Below are 16,901 nucleotides of genomic sequence, written 5' to 3'. Positions count from 1 at the left end.
CCGTGCGTGAACTCTTGCCATCTTAGCCAGATCGGTCCTACATTACTGACCAGTTTTCATGTGAAAAGACCGCTTTTCGCTTAAAGCTCGGAGCCGCCCCATGAGGTCAGCCGACAAACTGCGTGCGGTGCGAGTCCTTCGCGCCGCCGGGCTGCTCGATCTGAGCCGCCCGGTTCTCACAACCACCACCTCGTTGGCGATGCGGCGACTGGGACCGATTGCAGGTGCCGCCCACATCGCCGCCCGGCGGGATCCTGGCGACCTCGCTCTGATCGACGAACTCGGCGAGCTCAGCTATGGCGAGCTGGACCGGCGCGCGAACGCCTTGGCCCGCGGCTGGACGGCAGCGGGGGTCGAACCGGGCCAGGTGATCGGCGTGCTCTGCCGGGATCATCGCCGGGTCGTCGACGCGATGATTGCCTGCGGCAAGCTCGGTGTCCGCCTGGTCTTGCTGAACACGGGTTTCAGCCGGGTCCAGCTGGCCGATGTCGCCCGCAGGGAAGGGGTTTCGGCGCTCGTCCACGACGAGGAGTTCGGCGACCTGCTGTCCTTGGTGCCGGCCGAGGTGCTCCGGTTTGTTGCCTGGGGCACCTCCAGCGATCTCGAGGCGATGATCGCCGCACACGATGACGGCCCACTGAAGCTGCCTCGCCGGCAGGCCGGCATGGTGCTGCTGACCGGTGGCACGACCGGTACGCCGAAAGGCGCGCCCCGGCAGGTCCGGTCGCCGTTGATGGCCGCGCAGTTCCTCGACCGGGTGCCGTTGCGCCGCGGCGACACCGTCTTCATCGCGGCCCCCACGTTCCATGGCACCGGCCTGACGCAGTTCATCATGACGCTCGCGCTCGGTTCGACGATCGTGCTCCGCCGGCGCTTCGACGCGACCGCGACGCTCGAAGGGATCGAACGGCATCGGGCCACCGCGCTGATCGTCGTACCGACCATGCTGCAGAGGATTCTGGCGGCCGGGCCGGAGCGCTACGACACCAGCTCGCTGCGGGTCATCATGAGCGCGGGCGCCTTGCTGCCAACAGATCTGGGCAACCGGACGATGGCCGCGTTCGGTCCGGTACTGCACAACCTCTACGGCTCGACCGAGTGCGCTGTCGCCACCGTCGCAATGCCTGCAGATTGGCAAGCAGCGCCCGGTACTGCGGGCCTCCCGCCCGTCGGCTGCCAGGTCCGCCTGTACGACGAGGCCGACCGTCCGATCGAGCACCCCGGCATGACCGGGCGGATCTTCGTCGGCAACGGGCTCAGCTTCGCCGGCTACTCCGGCGGCGGCCACAAGGACAGCATCGACGGACTGCTGAGCACCGGCGACCTCGGCCATCTCGACGCCGGCGGACGGCTGTTCGTGGACGGGCGCGACGACGACATGATCGTGTCCGGAGGCGAGAACGTCTTCCCGATCGAGGTCGAGAACCTGGTCGAGGCGATGCCCGGGGTTGCCGAGGTCGCCTCGCTCGGCGTCCCTGACGAGGAGTTCGGCCAGCGCCTGCGGCTGTACGTCGTACTGGCCGACGGCTCAACCCTCGACAGCGACGCGATCCGCAATCACGTCAGGGACAACCTGGCGCGTTACAAAGTGCCCCGCGAGGTCGTTTTCCTCGATGAGCTCCCGCGCACCGCGACCGGCAAGGTCTACCGCCCCCACCTCCAAGGTAAGGACACCGCATGAACGGTCATCGCAGAACACTCGTCGCTCTCGCCGTCGCTCTCGGCCTACTCGCGACCGCCGCGCCATCGGCCTCGGCCTCCGCGATCGCTGAGCCTGACCAGGATGCGTTCTACCAGCCGGCCCCGGGGTACGAGTCGAAGGCACCCGGTACGGTGCTGAAGAAGCGGTCCGTGACGGTGACCGGGCTCGGGGTTCCCTTGCCTGTCAAGGCGTTCCAGCTGCAATCCCGGAGTACCGACGCCAAAGACCGGCCGGTGACCGTCATCTCCACAGTGATCGTGCCCCTCACCCCGTACCTGGGTCAGCGACCGTTGCTGTCGTACCAGCCGGCCACCGACTCACTCGGCGACCAGTGCAACCCGTCGTACACGCTACGAACCGGTCTGGAGAAGGAGCTGCCCCTGCTGGCCCTAGGAGTCGCGAAGGGCTGGGCCGTGGTGGTGACCGACTACCAGGGCCCACGAGACGCGTACGGCGCCGGCCGAATGGAGGGCCACGCAGTACTGGACGGCATCCGCGCCACCCTGGCCTCACCCGAAGCCGGCCTGACCCCGACGACCAAGGTAGGCATCTGGGGCTACTCCGGCGGCGGCCTCGCCACCGGCTGGGCCGCTGAGCTCCAACCCGCCTACGCCCCCGAACTGAACCTGGTCGGCGTAGCCTCCGGTGGCACTCCGGCCGACCTGGCGGCGGCCGGACGCCAGATGGACGGCGGCCCGTTCGCCGGCCTGTTCCTCGCGGCGGCGATCGGGGTCAGCCGCGAATACCCAGAACTTCTCACGATCTTCAATGCCAAAGGCAAACAACTGATCGCGGCAATGGACGACCTCTGCGTCACCGAAGAGGCCCTCTACGCCTTCCAGAGCGTCAAGCAGTACAGCGATTCCCCCGACCCCCTGGCCGAGCCCATCGCCCAGCAAGTCCTCACCACCAACAAGATGGGCACCAACGCCCCGAAAGCCCCCGTCTACCTCTACCACTCGAAGTTCGACGAGCTGATCCCCTGGGCGGTCGGAAAATCCCTCAACGACGCTTGGTGCGCCAAAGGCACGAAGGTCACCATGTACACCGACTACGCCAGCGAACACAACGTCCTGGCAGTAACCGGCGGCCCCGCAGCGGTCGCCTACCTATCCGCCCGCTTCGCAGGCTTCAAGGCCCCCACAACCTGCTAAGCAGCCGAGCAAGCTCGGCCTAGCCAAGCGAAGGCTCAGCCACCCGAGCGAAGCGAAGGCCCGGCGCGAAGCGAAGGCCCGGCGCGAAGCGAAGGCTCGGCGCGCCCGAGCGAAGCGAAGGGCTTCGGGCGGGGGCGCCTGCCCCACCCGGCGCGGTTTCAGTTGGCTCAGACCCGTCGGCGGTAGGCGCGGAGGGCGAGGGGGGCGAAGACCGCGACTACTCCGGCCATGAAGGCGAAGGTGATCAGCAGGGGCTTCTGGATGTCGCCGCCGAGCATCAGGCCGCGCATCGCGTCGACCAGGTAGGTGATCGGGTTGATCTTCACCCACGACTGCATGAAATGCGGCAACGTGCTCGCGTCGACGAAGACGTTGCTGCCGAAGGTCAGCGGGAACATCACCAGGAACGCGACGCCCTGGACACCCTGGGCCGTCTTCATCGTCAGCCCGAGCCAGACCCACACCCAGCACAGCGCCAGTGCGAAGGTGAGCACCAGCAGACAGGCGAGTACGCCGTACAGGATGCCGTTCTCGAACCGGAAGCCGAGGGCGAAACCGGTCGCCATCAAGATCACGACCGAGGTCAGGTACCGGATCGTGTCGCCGAGGACCGCACCGACCAGCGGCGAGATCCGCGAGATCGGCAGGCTGCGGAACCGGTCGAAGACGCCCTTGGCGAAGTCGTCGTTCAGCCCGACGCCGGTGCCCATCGTCGAGAACACCACCGACTGCACCATCACGCCGGGCAGCAACGTCGGCAGGTAGTCGTGCCAGGTGCCGCCGGTCTTCGCGACGACCGCGCCACCGAAGACGAACAGGAACAGCAGGAGGAAGATGATCGGCTGGAACGTCACGTCGGCAAGCGCTTCGGGGTTCTGCCGGATCCGGACGATGTTGCGCCAGGCCAGCGTCAGGCTCTGCTCGACCCAGGCGAACGGCTTGGACCGGCGGGCCGCATGGGCGGGTACTTCGAGTGTCGCGGTACTCATCGGACCGCTCCTTCCAGGACGTCGGCGGGCGATTCTTCGGCGGCGTGCCCGGTCAGCGCGAGGAAGACCTCGTCCAGGCTCGGCAGTCGCAGGGACAGTTCGGTGACGGCGATCCCGGCCTCGTCGAGCCGGCGGACCACCACCGGCATCGACGTACCGTCCGAGACGGGCACGCTGACGAGCGCGTTCACCACATCGACGGTCGGCCGGGTACCGACGGATTCGGAGACGATCGCGGCGACTCGCTCGAGGTGACCCGGCTCAGCAGGCCGTACGTCGAGCGACTGCTTGCCCGCCTGCGCCTTGAGCTCGGCCGGCCGGCCCTCAGCGACCACCCGGCCCTTGTCGAACACCAGCAGCGAGTCGGCCAGCGCGTCGGCCTCTTCCAGGTACTGCGTAGTCAGCAGCACCGTCGTACCGTCGAGCACCAGGTTGCGGATGGTGTCCCACACCCCGTTGCGAGCGTGCGGGTCGAGGCCGGTGGTCGGCTCGTCCAGGTACAGGATGCTCGGGTTGCCGACCAGGCTCGCGGCCAGGTCGAGACGGCGGCGCATACCACCGGAGTACGTCTTGGCGATCCGATCACCTGCGTCGGACAGCTCGAAACGGTCCAGCAGCTCGTTCGCCCGCGCCTTGGCCTGAGCCCGCGGCAGCCCGAGCAGCCGGCCGATCATCACCAGGTTGCGGCGCCCGGACATGTCCTCGTCAACCGAGGCGTACTGCCCGGTCAGCCCGATGATCTCGCGAACTCGCGGCGCCTGCCGGATGACGTCGAACCCGCCGACGGTCGCATGCCCGGCGTCCGGCCGCAGCAGCGTCCCTAGAATCCGGACCGCAGTGGTCTTGCCCGCGCCGTTCGGCCCGAGGACCCCGAGCACAGTGCCGGTCGGCACCGTCAGGTCCACGCCATCCAGCGCGGTAGTACTGCCATATTTCTTGACCAGACCCTCGGCCGAGATGGCGACGTTGGTATCGGTGGACATCGGTTCCTCCCAGATGAGTGCTACTGGAACCACCGTGCACTCACCCGCTGACAGGCCCCTGGCACTGGGCTGAGAGCCCATGACAGCGCGTGCCAGCCGCTGACCTGCGCGCCGTGTAACTTCGCTCGGACGCCCACCCTGAACAGGAGTTCCTGAGTTGCGACTCACCAGAACACTCGCAGTGACCGCCGCGGTCGCCTCGGTCGTAGCCCTCGGCACGATCCCGGCCCAGGCCGCCACCGGCTACGCGCGCTGCCCCGCCAACCGCTTCTGCGTCTTCACCGGCACGAACGGTAGCGGCGTGATGGCCTACTTCAACGACGCCGGCGACCCGAACCTCGCCGACACGTCCGGGCCGCGGGGGATGAACAACAACATCGAGAGCATCTGGAACCGCCGCGGCAGCGAGTGGGGTCTGTACAACGACGCCAACTACCGCGGTGGCCTGACGCTCATCCTGACCGGTGCCAAGGGCAACATCGAGGCGCGGTACCGCAACCTGGCCACCTCGGTCGAGGACATCCGCGGCTGACGCTGCCCCGCGGAACGGGCCCGGAGCGATTGTTCGCTCCGGGCCCGTTGCCTGTCGCGGTCAGCTGACCTTGGTGAGCTCTGCGGTGTCGGCCTTCAACGGGACGATCTGGTTGGCGCGGAGCGCTTCGTAGACGTCTGGGTTGTAGCGGGCCAGCGTCGCGCGCGCTCGGCGGCGGTAGCGGAGGATCTGGATGGTGCCGATCGTCCACAGCACGTACTGGAACGCCAGCGCGGTCTTGAAGTCGCCGAGGGTCTGCGGGGCACCGCCCGACGAGGCGTCGAGCAGGATGCCGACCATGCCGATACAGATCAGCATGGCGATGAAGCCGCCGGTGTTGACCATGCCGTTGGCCGCGCCGAAGCGGGTCGTCGGGTTGAAGGTCCGGGCGTAGTCCAGGCCCAGCATCGACCCAGGACCGCCGGCTGCCTGGACGACGATCAGCAGGAGCAGTACCGGCATCGGGGCCCGGCCGGGCCAGGCGAGCACGATGGTCCACATCAGCACCGAACCCGCGATCACGGCCAGCACGATCCAGGAACGGTAGAACGGGAACTTCGCGGCGTACCGGCCGACCAGCGGGCCGTAACAGAACCCGGCCAGCACGGGCAGGATCAGCATCGCCGCTGCCGTCGTAGGTGCGACGCCCTGTCCTTGGACCAGGAAGGGGTAGCCCCAGAGCAGGCCGAACGTGCCACCCGAGAAGCTGGTGGTGAAGTGCGTCCAGAGGCCGAGACGGGTGCCGGGCTCACGCCAGGCGCGGCGGAGGTTCCGGCGTACCAGGGAGAGGGGCTGCTTGGTGCGGTGTGGCGATACGTCGTACGGGCTGTCCTTGAGCAGGAACAGGACGGCCAGGCCGGCCACCAGGCTGAGGAGGCTCGCGCCGGCGAAGGTGGGCGTCCAGCCGAACGCGTGGAAGGCGGCGGCCATCGGCACCGTCGAGACGATCGCCCCGAGGCCACCGAGCATGCCGGTCACCTGCGACATCACCGGCTGCTTGAGCGCGGGGAACCACGACATCACGACGCGCAGCACGCTGATGAAGACCAGTGCGTCACCGACACCGAGCACCGCGCGGGCAGCGAGCGCCGCCGGGTAGGAGTCGACCAGGCTGAACGCCGACTGCGCCGCGAACAGGAGACCCGAGGCGGCGATCAGCAGTCGCTTGGAGCCGTACCGGTCCAGCAGGATGCCGACCGGCACCTGCATCGCGGCGTACACGGTCAGCTGGACGACGGTGAAGCTCGCCAGTGCGGAGGCGGAGATGTGGAAGCGCTCGGCCGCTTGCAGACCGGCCACGCTCATCGAGCCGCGGTGCAGCACGGTCACCAGGTAGGTGAAGACAGCAGTGGCCCACACCGCCCAGGCTCGCCGACCGCCCAGGGGGAAGAGGAGTTCGGTCACTGCCCGCCCCGCAGATCCGTCGCGGCGACGTGGATGTGGTCGATGACGAGCTCGCGGAAGCGCTTGGCGCTGTTGCCGCCGAGCGCGTCGATCATCTCCTGGTGCGCGGCGATGGACTTGTCCATCCGGGCCGGCTGCATCTCGATCCCGGGCACGCCCATCCGGACCTGCCGGTCGCGCAGGCTGTTGTAGAGCTTGGCCAGGATCTCGTTGCCCGCGGCACCGACGATCGCCTCGTGGAAGACCCGGTCGGCGACCAGGAAGGCCTTCGCGTCACCGGCCTTGCGGTGCGTGCGCATCTCCTGGACCAGCGGGACCAGCTTGTCGACCAGCTGCTTGCGGCGCGGCCAGACCTTCGCCGCGGCATGCGTCTCGATCAGCTCGCGCGCTTCCAGGACGTCGTTGACCTCCTGGGCCAGTACCGGCAGGACGAGCGCGCCCTTCTTCGGGTACAGCTTCACCAGGCCGGATTCCTCCAGCCGGAGCAGCGCCTCGCGGACCGGAGTACGGGAAACCCCGACCGCGGTGGCCAGCTCCCCCTCGGTCAGCAGCTCGTTACCCGGGTAGACCCGGTCGAGGATCGCTGCCTTCACATATGCGTAGACGCGCTCCGCCGCGGGGATCTTCTCCACCCCCGGCGCCGCGTCCGCGACTATCCGTGCGATCTCGGTCGTCTCGTCACCCAACACCAACCCGCTCACCGGCTCATCGCCGGGCACCCCGCTACCCACAACACCCCTCACGTCACGTATCTCTGTTGTATCTATGTTACACGCAACAGCGCAAGCACTTGATTTCTTCCGTCCATGCCGCGGCGTTGCCGAGTTATCCACAGGTTGGTCCACAGATGTGGGGTGTTGTGGACAGGGTGCCCGGGGATGCAGGGTTTCCCCTGTCTTGTGGACAGTTGCGAGCGTTGCGGCGGGAAGCGTTCTAGAGTTCGGCCAGCGTTCCCGTCCAGATCGCCCGATGAGGAGATTGACTTGTCCGCACGCTCGCGTACCCGTCGGCTGAGCGCCGGCCTGGCCGTGGTGGCCCTGGCCTTCGCCGGCGCCGGCACCGCCGCCGCCCACGCCACCCCTGTCTCGGTGACCGGATCCGGCGCTGCCGCGGCCGAGCCGGGGATCCTGATGAACTACGTGGTGAACACCAAGCCGGTCGCGATCCACGTCGACCGCACCGAAGAGGCGATCAAGGCGGCCGGCGGCACCGTCGTCCAGTCGTACGAGGACCTCGGCGTGGTGATCGCCCAGTCGACCAACCCGAACTTCCGTACCGACGTGAAGCTCGGCAAGAACGGCAAGAGCGTCCAGACCGTCGGCGCGACCCGTACGGCCGCCGTCAAGGAGGGCCCGGTCGGCTCGGCCGCCAAGCCCGCCGCCACCAAGGGTCTGCTGGCCGGCGAGTCCGCCCCGGCGCTCGACCCGCGCGAGGGCGAGCAGTGGGACATGGTCCAGATCAAGGCGGACCAGGCCCACCAGCAGTCCGACGGCACCACCCGCGTGCTGGTCGGCATCAACGACTCCGGTGTGGATGACACGCACCCGGACCTGGCGCCCAACTTCGACGCCGCCGACTCGGTGAGCTGCAACAACAACGGTGTGCCGGACACCACGCCCGGCGCGTGGCGGCCGACCACCAGCGACCACGGCACCCACGTGGCCGGCACCGTCGCCGCCGCCCGCAACGGCGTCGGCATCGTCGGTGTCGCCCCGGGCGTCCGGATCGCGTCGGTGAAGGTCGTGAACGACGACGGCTTCATCTACCCGGAGTACGCGATCTGTGGCTGGGTCTGGGCCGCCGAGCACAAGATGGACGTCACCAACCACAGCTACTTCATCGACCCGTTCGAGTTCTGGTGCAACGACGACGGCGACCAGGGCGCGGTCCAGGAGGCGGTCCGCCGGGCGGTCGCGTTCGCGACCGGCAAGGGCGTCCTCTCGGTCGCGGCCGCCGGCAACTCGAACTACGACCTGGCGAACAAGACCACCGACTCGGGCAGCCCGAACGACACCACCCCGGTGACCAGGACGATCAACAACGACTGCCTGGACCTGCCGACCGAGCTCCCCGGTGTCATCACGGTCGCCAGCACCACCCGGACGAAGGACCGCAGCGGCTTCTCCAACTTCGGCCTGAACAAGATCGACGTGGCCGCGCCGGGCAGCAGCATCCTGTCCACCATCCCCGGTGGCAAGTACGGCCTGAAGAGCGGTACCTCGATGGCGTCCCCGCACGTCACCGGCGTCGCCGCGCTGATCAAGTCGAACCGCCCGTGGCTGAAGCCGGCCGAGATCGAGAAGGCCCTGCGCACCGACGCCGACGACCAGGCCTGCCCGGCCGTAGTCGACGCCCGCTGCACCGGCACCACCGCCAACAACGCCTTCTTCGGCCAAGGCATCGTCGACGCCCTGGACGGCGTCAAGCGCTGGTAACCACCCCCCTCCCCTGAGGGCCGCACAGACAGAGAGAGGGGATCCCCCGCCCGGGATCCCCTCTCTCCTTTTTGTTGTCTCAGAACATCAGTGCGCGGGCCGGGTCTTCGAGGATGGCCGCGACGTCGGCGAGGAAGGTGGAGCCCTTTTCGCCGTCGATGAGGCGGTGGTCGAAGGAGAGGGCCAGGGTGGTGATCCAGCGGGGGACGATCTCGTCGTCGACCACCCAGGGCTGTTTGCGGACCGCGCCGAAGGCGAGGATCGCGGATTCGCCCGGGTTGATGATCGGCGTACCGGCGTCGACGCCGAAGACGCCGACGTTGGTGATCGTGAACGAGCCGCCGACCTGGTCGGCCGGCTGGGTCTTGCCCTCGCGGGCGACGGCGACCAGGTCGTTCAGGGCGCCGCACAGCTCGGGCAGGGTGAGCGATTCGGCCGACTTGATGTTCGGCACGATCAATCCGCGTGGGGTGGCCGCGGCGATGCCGAGGTTGACCGCGCTCTTGATCACGATCTCCTGGTTGGCCTCGTCCCAGGTGGCGTTGATGATCGGCGTACGCCGGGCCGCCAGGGTGACCGCCTTGGCGACGATCAGCAACGGCGAGACCCGCAGCTCCTTGAACACCTTGTCCTTCTTGAGCCGCTCCACCAACTCCATCGTGGCGCTGACGTCGACGGTGATCCACTCGGTCACGTGCGGCGCGGTGAACGCACTGCTCACCATCGCCTGAGCCATCACCTTCACAACACCCTTGATCGGAATCCGGGTGTCCCCCTGCGCACTCGCCACAGGAGCAGCAACAGCAACCTGAGCCGGCGCAGCCGAGGTGTGGTTCTCCACATCAGCCCGGGTAATCACTCCACCCGGCCCGGTGGCGATCACCTGCGCAAGATCAATCCCCAGATCCTTCGCAAGCTTCCGCACCGGCGGCTTGGCCAGCACATGCACCCGCGCCTCGTTGCCTCCGGCAACCTCGGCCAGGATTGGGGCCGGGGTGGGTGCGACCGGCTCGTTTACTACAGCGGTGACCTGAGCCGGAGCCGCCGGGGTCGGCATGGCCAGGCCTTCGGCCGGCCCGCCTGCTCCGCCCTTGCGGGGGCGGCGTTTTGCTTCGGTGGTTTTGGGGCCGTAGCCGACCAGGACGGCGGTGCGGCCGCCGGGGGCGGTGCCGCCGATCTTGCCGGGTTCGATGGCGTCTTCGTCCGGGATGGACGGGACGAGGTCTTCGGGGCTGCCTGCGTCCTCGGTCTGGACGGAGATGATCGGCGTACCGACGTCGACGGTCTCGCCCTCCGGTACCAGGAGCTCGGCGACGACGCCGGCGAACGGAACCGGGAGTTCGACCAGGGACTTGGCGGTCTCGATCTCGACGACGGTGTCGTTGAGTTTGACCGTGTCGCCGACCTTGACCTTCCAGCTGACGATCTCGGCCTCGACCAGGCCTTCTCCCACATCCGGGAGGCGGAACTGCTGGATGCCCATCAGTACCCCATCACCCGGTCGACGGCGTCGAGCACCCGGTCCAGGTCGGGCAGGTACTCCTCTTCCATCCGCGACGGCGGATAGGGGGTGTCGAACCCGGTGACCCGCAGTACCGGCGCCTCGAGGTGGTAGAAGCACTCCTCGCTCACCCGCGCCGCGACCTCCGACCCCGGGCCGAGCGACAACGGCGCCTCGTGCACGACGACAGCGCGCCGGGTCTTCTTGACCGACGCGAAGATCGTCGCCAGGTCCAGCGGCGCGATCGAGCGCAGGTCGACGACCTCCAGGTTGCGCCCGTCCTCGAGCGCCGCCTCGGCCGCCTGCAGACAGGTCTTCACCATCGGGCCGTAGCAGAACAGCGTCGCGTCGGTGCCTTCGCGGACCACCTTCGCCTTGAACAGCGGGTACGCCGCCCCGGCGCTCTCGTCCAGCTCCGCCTTCTCGTGGTACCGGCGCTTCGGCTCGAAGAACACCACCGGGTCGTCGGTCGCGATCGCCTGCTGGATCATCCAGTACGCGTCGACCGGGTCGCCGGCCGCGACCACCTTGAGACCCGGGACGTGCGCGAACAGCGTCTCCGGCGACTCCGAGTGGTGCTCGACCGCGCCGATGCCGCCGCCGAACGGGATCCGGATCACGATCGGCATCTTCAGCTTGCCCATCGACCGGTAGTGCATCTTGGCGACCTGGTTGATGATCTGGTCGTACGCCGGGAAGACGAACCCGTCGAACTGGATCTCGCAGACCGGCCGGTAGCCGCGCAGCGCCAGGCCGACCGCGGTGCCGATGATGCCGGACTCGGCCAGCGGGGTGTCGATCACCCGGTCCTCGCCGAAGTCCTTCTGCAGTCCTTCGGTCACTCGGAAAACCCCGCCGAGCTTGCCGATGTCCTCACCCATGATCAGGACCTTCGGGTCCTTCTCCATGGCGGCCCGCAGGCCCTGGTTGATGCCCTTGCCCAGGCTGATCTTGGTCATCTCAGCGCTCCCCTTCGAAAGAGGCCGCGTACGCGTCGTACTGCGCCTGCTGCTCGGCCAGTTGCGGGGTCTTCTCCACGTAGGCGTGCTCGAAGAAGTCGGTCATCTTCGGGTCGGGCATCGCCAGGCAGCCCGCGCGCAGCGTGGCGGCGACCTGGTCGGCCTCGGCCTCGATCTGCTCGAAGAACTCGTGCTCGACGCCGATCGAGCGGGCCAGGTAGGCCTTCACGCGCTCGATCGGGTCCTTCAGCTTCCAGTACTCCAGGTCCTCCGACAGCCGGTACTTCGTCGGGTCGTCGGAGGTGGTGTGGGCGCCCATCCGGTACGTGTACGCCTCGACCAGCGTCGGGCCGCTGCCCTCACGAGCGCGCTTGAGCGCCTGCTGGGTGACGGCGTACGTCGCCAGTACGTCGTTGCCGTCGACGCGGACGCCGGGGAAACCGAAGCCGGCCGCGCGCTGGTACAGCGGGATCCGGGTCTGCCGGTCGATCGGCTCCGAGATGGCCCACTGGTTGTTCTGGCAGAAGAACACCACCGGCGCGTTGAAGACCGAGGCGTAGATGAAGGCCTCGTTCACGTCGCCCTGGCTGGACGCGCCGTCGCCGAAGTACGCGATCGTCGCCTCGCCGTTCTCGTCGCCGACCGCGTGGTCGCGCTGCTGACCCATCGCGTACCCGGTCGCGTGCAGCGTCTGGGCGCCGATCACGATCGTGTACAGGTGGAAGTTGTTGTCGCGCGGGTCCCAGGCGCCCTGGTCGACGCCGCGGAACAGGCCGAGCAGGTTCAGCGGGTTCACGCCCTTGCACCAGGCGACGCCGTGCTCGCGGTAGGTCGGGAAGACCATGTCGTTGGTGTGCAGCGCGCGGCCGGAGCCGATCTGGGCGGCCTCCTGGCCCAGCAGCGAGGCCCACAGGCCCAGCTCGCCCTGCCGTTGTAGCGCGGTCGCCTCGGTGTCGATCCGGCGAACCATGACCATGTCGCGGTAGAAACCCTTGATCGCCTCGTCGTCGAGGTCGAACGAGTAGTCCGGGTGCTCGACGCGCTCACCTTCCGGCGTCAGCAGCTGGACGAACTCGACCTCCTCGGAGGCCTGGGAGGGACTGACCGGCGCCTCGACGGGCGCGAACACTTCCGGGGCAAGGCCCGGCACCGACTCACTCACATGCACTCCTCGGGTTCGAGCGCGGGATCGCCGCGACCGCAACTTTGCACGGGCCCCGGCCCAGCCAGCCGGGTGAGGCTTCGCAGGCGGGACCGCGTGGATCCAGGTTGATGCAGGGTGGTACTCACCGCTCGGCAGTGAACCTCCTCACTGGTATCACTGCCCATCTTGCCGGACACCGTACCCAGCAGGTTGCTGTTGCGCTAACTGTCTGGACGCGGACTTGTACGGCGGTACCGAAAGCCGTCTCGCGATGAGACACCAGTCCAGCCACTGGTCATATCTCTGACCGTCGTCAGGCTTAAATCGCTGCCTCGTGATCGCATCGAGAGGTTTCGTGCGATCTGCGTCACAAACCGGTCTCGATCAGGGCAATTGCTCCAGGCGTACCAGTTTGAAGTTGGTCCCCTCCCGGTCGCCGTCACCGGGGGTGTTCTCGCCGTCATGCACGGCGAGCAGGCCGTGCGGGAAGAGCGGGCCGAGCGGCTTGGTGGTGACCGCGGCACCGTCACTGTGTTGTACGCCGTCCGCGGCCGCACCGTCGACCACCTTGAAACCATTGCGGTAGTCGAGGCCCTTCGCGGTGATCCGGTAGCCGGCGAAGGTGGAGTCGCCCTGGCTCGACGCGTAGAGGGTCTTGGCGGCCCCGCGGTAGGCGATCGTCAGCCCTTCCGCGTCGGCGCTGAGGTGCTGGCCGCCGTCCTTGGAGACCGGGCCGGTGGGCGCGCACTCCTCGGTCTGCTCGTCGTATGCCCCGGGCCGGCCGAATTCCCGGGTCTTCTCCAGCAGCGCGGGCCGGCCCGCCAGCGGTACTCGCCAGATGCCGACGTCTTCCTGAGCGGCGTACAAGGTGCCCGTCGTCTGGTCGAAGACCATGCCCTCGACCTGCGGGCGGTCGCCCGGGTCCTCACACGGTGACCAGGTCGAACCGTTGGACAACCGGAAGGTCGAGGGCAGGTCGAGCTGCTTCACGGCCTGGTAGCCGATCTTGCCCGTGCTGTCGGCGACCAGCCGGAAGAACCCGATCCGCGTCTCACTGCGACGGCTGACGGCGACGAACGCCTGACCGCCGAGATTCAGAGCGGCGACACCGTACGCCGTGCGCTGCTCCTCGACCTCCGCGTCGTCCTTACTGAACACGAGAGGAGCGGTGGGACTCGTGACGTCGGTCAGCACCTTGTCCTTGGCATCCGACCCGCGCTGGTCGACCGCGTACACCCGCAGCCGGTCCAGCCCCCGATCGCTCACCACAGCCAGATCCCGCCGCTTCCCTCCGACTGACACCCCAGTAACAAGGTCAACGTTGTTGAACCGGCCCTCCGGCGCAGTAGCCACATGCTGCAACTCCCGGCCGCTCAGATCGAAGACAGTCAACCCGCCGTTCTTCAACGTCCCCAACACCACACTCTTAGCCGCCCGATGCGGATTGACCCAGATGGCCGGATCATCCGCATTCGCATCCCCACCGGCTTCGTCATCCCAGTTAGCCGCCGTCTCCGCGACAGCGCGAACCTCCGCCAACCGCGGCTGCTGGCCGGAGGACCGAACAGCGACTGCCGAGCTATCGGCCAGCGCTGCGGCCGCGGCCTGCCCGGATCGCTGCGCCGGCAGCGCGGCTCGCGGCGGAGCCGCGGCAGACGCGCCCACCACCAGGGGCGGCGCCTCTCCCACCTCTTCTTTCTGGGCCGATGCCGAAGGCGAGGCGAGGGCTGTTGAGACGGCGGCCGTCAGCAGGACGGCTAGTGGGATGCGCATGGGGTCAGGGTCGGGGGTGGGGGTGACGGGTGGCCGACCAGCAGGTGAAAAGTGGCTTGTGGGGTGGTGTGGGGCGGGGCTAGTGTCAGCATCGTTCTTGTGTTTGACCCATGACAATCGAGGAGAACCGCGATGACCGCCGCCGCGCCAGCGCCCGCAGTACTGCCGCAGGCCACCGCCAAGCCGGCCTCGGCGGCGATGATCTGGTCGGCTCTCGCGGTGGTTTACGTCGTCTGGGGGTCCACCTACCTCGGCATCCGGATCGTCGTCGAGGCGAAGATCCCGCCGATGCTCGGAATGGGCGCCCGCTTCCTGGTCGCAGCCGTCCTGCTGGCCGCATTCCTCGCAATCAAGTCAGGCGTCACCCGGCTCCGCGTCACCCGCCGGGAGCTCCTCGGCGCGGCCGTGGTCGGCCTCCTGCTCCTTGCCCTGGGCAACGGCGCCGTCGCGATCGCGGAGAAGACAGTGCCCTCCGGCCTGTCCGCGCTCCTGGTCGCCGCCGTACCGCTCTGGCTGATGCTGCTCCGCGTCGGCGGCGGCGAGCGACCGCGTGCGCTGACCTGGCTCGGCGTACTGATCGGATTCACCGGTGCGGCCCTGCTCGCCCTCTCCGGCGGCGACACCAGCGCGAAACCGCTCTCGGTCGCGATCCTGGTCGCCGGCACGATCAGCTGGGCCGTCGGCTCCCGCTTCTCCCCGCGCCTCGGACTCCCCAAGGATCCGCTGGTAGCGACCCTGTACGAGATGGTCGCCGGCGGTACGGCGATGCTGCTGATCGGCGTACTGGCCGGTGAGCCCGGCCGGTTGCACCTCAGCGCGATCGAGCCGAAGGGCTGGATCGCCCTCGCCTACCTGGTCGTCTTCGGCTCGCTGCTGGCGTACTCCGCCTACTCCTATCTACTGGCGAACGCGCCGATCTCACTGATCGGCACCTACGCCTACGTGAACCCGGCCGTCGCGGTGCTGCTCGGGTGGCTGATCCTCAGCGAGCCGGTCACCGCCGAGATCATGCTCGGCGGCGCGATCGTCGTGGTCGGCGTCGCCCTGGTGGTCAGCGCCGAGCGGCGCCGCACCTCTTAGTACTCCGGAAAGAGAAGGACCCCTGGAAAGGGAAGAACCCGGGCTCCCATGGGGTGCCCGGGTCTCCCACCGCTGCCGATGCGCGCGGCAGCGGGTCCGTGTTGCCGAGCCGGCGCCATGCCCCGAAAAAACACGGCGCGAAACTCCGGCAATGATGCGTGACAATCCGTTTCGTCATGGTAATGCCATTTCGCCGGCCACCGAGCCCGCCGAAAATACCCCATGAATGACGGGCAATCGTTCGCCCGCGATCAGACAACGACGAAACCGCCGATCGGTTACGGCCCAGCGAAAACGAATACCGCTCACCTCCGGCGACCCGCCGATCGCCCCGCCTGGGCGACAAGTTGCCTGGTCAGAGACAGATTCCTGCTGCGGCAACGAACCCATCACTCGCCTGCTATGGCCTACCCCGGGATTCCCGCCTGAACCGAAAAAGGGGCGAAGAAATTTGTAACCCGCCCCACCAGGCGTCGTTACCCACTAAGACGAATCCGTCATACCCGAAAGGAAACCTCGCATAATGCAGGTAACACGCAAGATCGCCGCTGCAGCGGCAGTGGCGACCGTTGCCACGCTGGGCCTGGCCACCGTCGTCAGCGCGAACATGATCGACGACAGCACCTCCGGCGCCACCAGCGGTGTCACCGACGCCTCGGCGCTGAAGGGCTACGCCAAGGGCGGCAAGGTCTGGTACTTCGTTCGTCAGGGCGGCGGCCTGGTCAACGTCGACGACAACAACGTCGGCCCGTTCCAGGCTTGCCACAACGTCGCCGCGGTGGCCGGCGCCGGCGGTGCCGTGCCGGTCTCCGACATCGTCGGGATCGTCGGTCTGTTCAACGACGGCAACCACGCGACCGTCGTGAAGACCTGCGAGCAGGGCTCTTCGCAGAAGAACCACGGTGGCAAGTGGTACCGCGTTGGCGACGACGGCCTCGTGTCGGTCTCCCGCAACAACGTCGGCCCGTTCCAGGCCTGCCACAACGATGTCGCTGCCAGCGTTCTCGGCGGCGCTGTTCCGGTCAACTCGATCTCCGGTGTTCTGGGCCTGGGCAACAACGCCAACACCACGGACATCCTGAAGACCTGCGAGCAGGACTCCGAGCAGGACAACTGACCACTCCCTGGTCAGCAGTGATGATGGACACCGGACGGATCGCCTCGGTGGGGTGATCAACCGGTAGCAACACCTCGAAGCGGCATCGGGAAGCAAGCCTCACTATTTCCCGGTGCCGCTTCGCTGGC

The 16,901-nt window shown here is 67.9% G+C and carries 14 protein-coding genes; 6 read left to right on the top strand and 8 right to left on the bottom strand.

All coding sequences use genetic code 11. The features are described 5' to 3' along the window. The first annotated feature begins 127 nt into the window (after positions 1–127). Together ABD768_RS23005 and ABD768_RS23000 are read left to right on the top strand one after the other, a co-directional pair. Complete coding sequence (locus ABD768_RS23005; protein ID WP_344843802.1) at positions 128–1,681, top strand: AMP-binding protein; 1,554 nt, start codon at positions 128–130, stop codon at positions 1,679–1,681. Next, positions 1,678–2,856, top strand: coding sequence for a lipase family protein (locus ABD768_RS23000; RefSeq protein ID WP_344843800.1), 1,179 nt, complete (start codon positions 1,678–1,680; stop codon positions 2,854–2,856). The genes ABD768_RS23005 and ABD768_RS23000 overlap by 4 nt, the downstream gene beginning before the upstream one ends. Before the next feature lie 167 nt (positions 2,857–3,023). Here the strand turns inward: ABD768_RS23000 and ABD768_RS22995 are convergent, their stop codons facing one another. Next, positions 3,024–3,845, bottom strand: a complete 822-nt coding sequence (locus ABD768_RS22995) for an ABC transporter permease (protein WP_343981834.1) — start codon at positions 3,843–3,845, stop codon at positions 3,024–3,026. After that, the gene (locus ABD768_RS22990; protein ID WP_343981837.1) at positions 3,842–4,828 is read right to left on the bottom strand and encodes an ATP-binding cassette domain-containing protein; all 987 of its coding nucleotides are present in this window, start codon (positions 4,826–4,828) and stop codon (positions 3,842–3,844) included. Before ABD768_RS22990 ends, ABD768_RS22995 begins: the two co-directional genes overlap by 4 nt. 157 nt (positions 4,829–4,985) lie before the next feature. Between ABD768_RS22990 and ABD768_RS22985 the strand changes: the two genes are divergently transcribed. Continuing rightward, complete coding sequence (locus tag ABD768_RS22985; protein ID WP_343981840.1) at positions 4,986–5,360, top strand: peptidase inhibitor family I36 protein; 375 nt, start codon at positions 4,986–4,988, stop codon at positions 5,358–5,360. A 60-nt stretch (positions 5,361–5,420) separates the two neighbouring features. Here the strand turns inward: ABD768_RS22985 and ABD768_RS22980 are convergent, their stop codons facing one another. Further along, positions 5,421–6,764 carry an MFS transporter gene (locus ABD768_RS22980; RefSeq protein WP_343981843.1) on the bottom strand — a complete coding sequence of 448 codons (1,344 nt, stop codon included), beginning with the start codon at positions 6,762–6,764 and terminating at the stop codon, positions 5,421–5,423. Beyond that, complete coding sequence (locus tag ABD768_RS22975) at positions 6,761–7,507, bottom strand: GntR family transcriptional regulator (RefSeq protein ID WP_343981846.1); 747 nt, start codon at positions 7,505–7,507, stop codon at positions 6,761–6,763. Before ABD768_RS22975 ends, ABD768_RS22980 begins: the two co-directional genes overlap by 4 nt. 240 nt (positions 7,508–7,747) lie before the next feature. Here ABD768_RS22975 and ABD768_RS22970 point away from each other — a divergent pair, with 240 nt between their 5' ends. Next, positions 7,748–9,199, top strand: a complete 1,452-nt coding sequence (locus ABD768_RS22970) for a S8 family peptidase (RefSeq protein ID WP_343981849.1) — start codon at positions 7,748–7,750, stop codon at positions 9,197–9,199. A gap of 79 nt (positions 9,200–9,278) precedes the next feature. Here ABD768_RS22970 and ABD768_RS22965 read toward each other — a convergent pair whose 3' ends face one another. From ABD768_RS22965 to ABD768_RS22950, 4 genes are all read right to left on the bottom strand, one after another. Beyond that, positions 9,279–10,682: a dihydrolipoamide acetyltransferase family protein gene (locus tag ABD768_RS22965; protein WP_344843794.1), complete on the bottom strand. Its 1,404-nt coding sequence runs from the start codon at positions 10,680–10,682 to the stop codon at positions 9,279–9,281. After that, on the bottom strand, positions 10,682–11,659 hold the full coding sequence (locus tag ABD768_RS22960; RefSeq protein WP_343981855.1) for an alpha-ketoacid dehydrogenase subunit beta: 978 nt from the start codon (positions 11,657–11,659) through the stop codon (positions 10,682–10,684). The genes ABD768_RS22965 and ABD768_RS22960 overlap by 1 nt, the downstream gene beginning before the upstream one ends. Before the next feature lies 1 nt (position 11,660). Next, the gene (gene pdhA / locus ABD768_RS22955) at positions 11,661–12,821 is read right to left on the bottom strand and encodes a pyruvate dehydrogenase (acetyl-transferring) E1 component subunit alpha (protein WP_343981858.1); all 1,161 of its coding nucleotides are present in this window, start codon (positions 12,819–12,821) and stop codon (positions 11,661–11,663) included. Positions 12,822–13,187: 366 nt separating this feature from the next. Next, positions 13,188–14,576: a phytase gene (locus tag ABD768_RS22950; protein ID WP_344843791.1), complete on the bottom strand. Its 1,389-nt coding sequence runs from the start codon at positions 14,574–14,576 to the stop codon at positions 13,188–13,190. A gap of 132 nt (positions 14,577–14,708) precedes the next feature. Between ABD768_RS22950 and ABD768_RS22945 the strand changes: the two genes are divergently transcribed. Together ABD768_RS22945 and ABD768_RS22940 are read left to right on the top strand one after the other, a co-directional pair. Then, positions 14,709–15,656: an EamA family transporter gene (locus ABD768_RS22945; protein ID WP_344843788.1), complete on the top strand. Its 948-nt coding sequence runs from the start codon at positions 14,709–14,711 to the stop codon at positions 15,654–15,656. A gap of 523 nt (positions 15,657–16,179) precedes the next feature. Next, complete coding sequence (locus ABD768_RS22940; protein ID WP_343981867.1) at positions 16,180–16,773, top strand: hypothetical protein; 594 nt, start codon at positions 16,180–16,182, stop codon at positions 16,771–16,773. The last annotated feature ends 128 nt before the right edge of the window (positions 16,774–16,901 follow it).

This window comes from Kribbella ginsengisoli, from assembly GCF_039537185.1.
Lineage (GTDB): Bacteria > Actinomycetota > Actinomycetes > Propionibacteriales > Kribbellaceae > Kribbella > Kribbella koreensis.
This window is presented reverse-complemented; position numbering and strand designations above follow the sequence as displayed.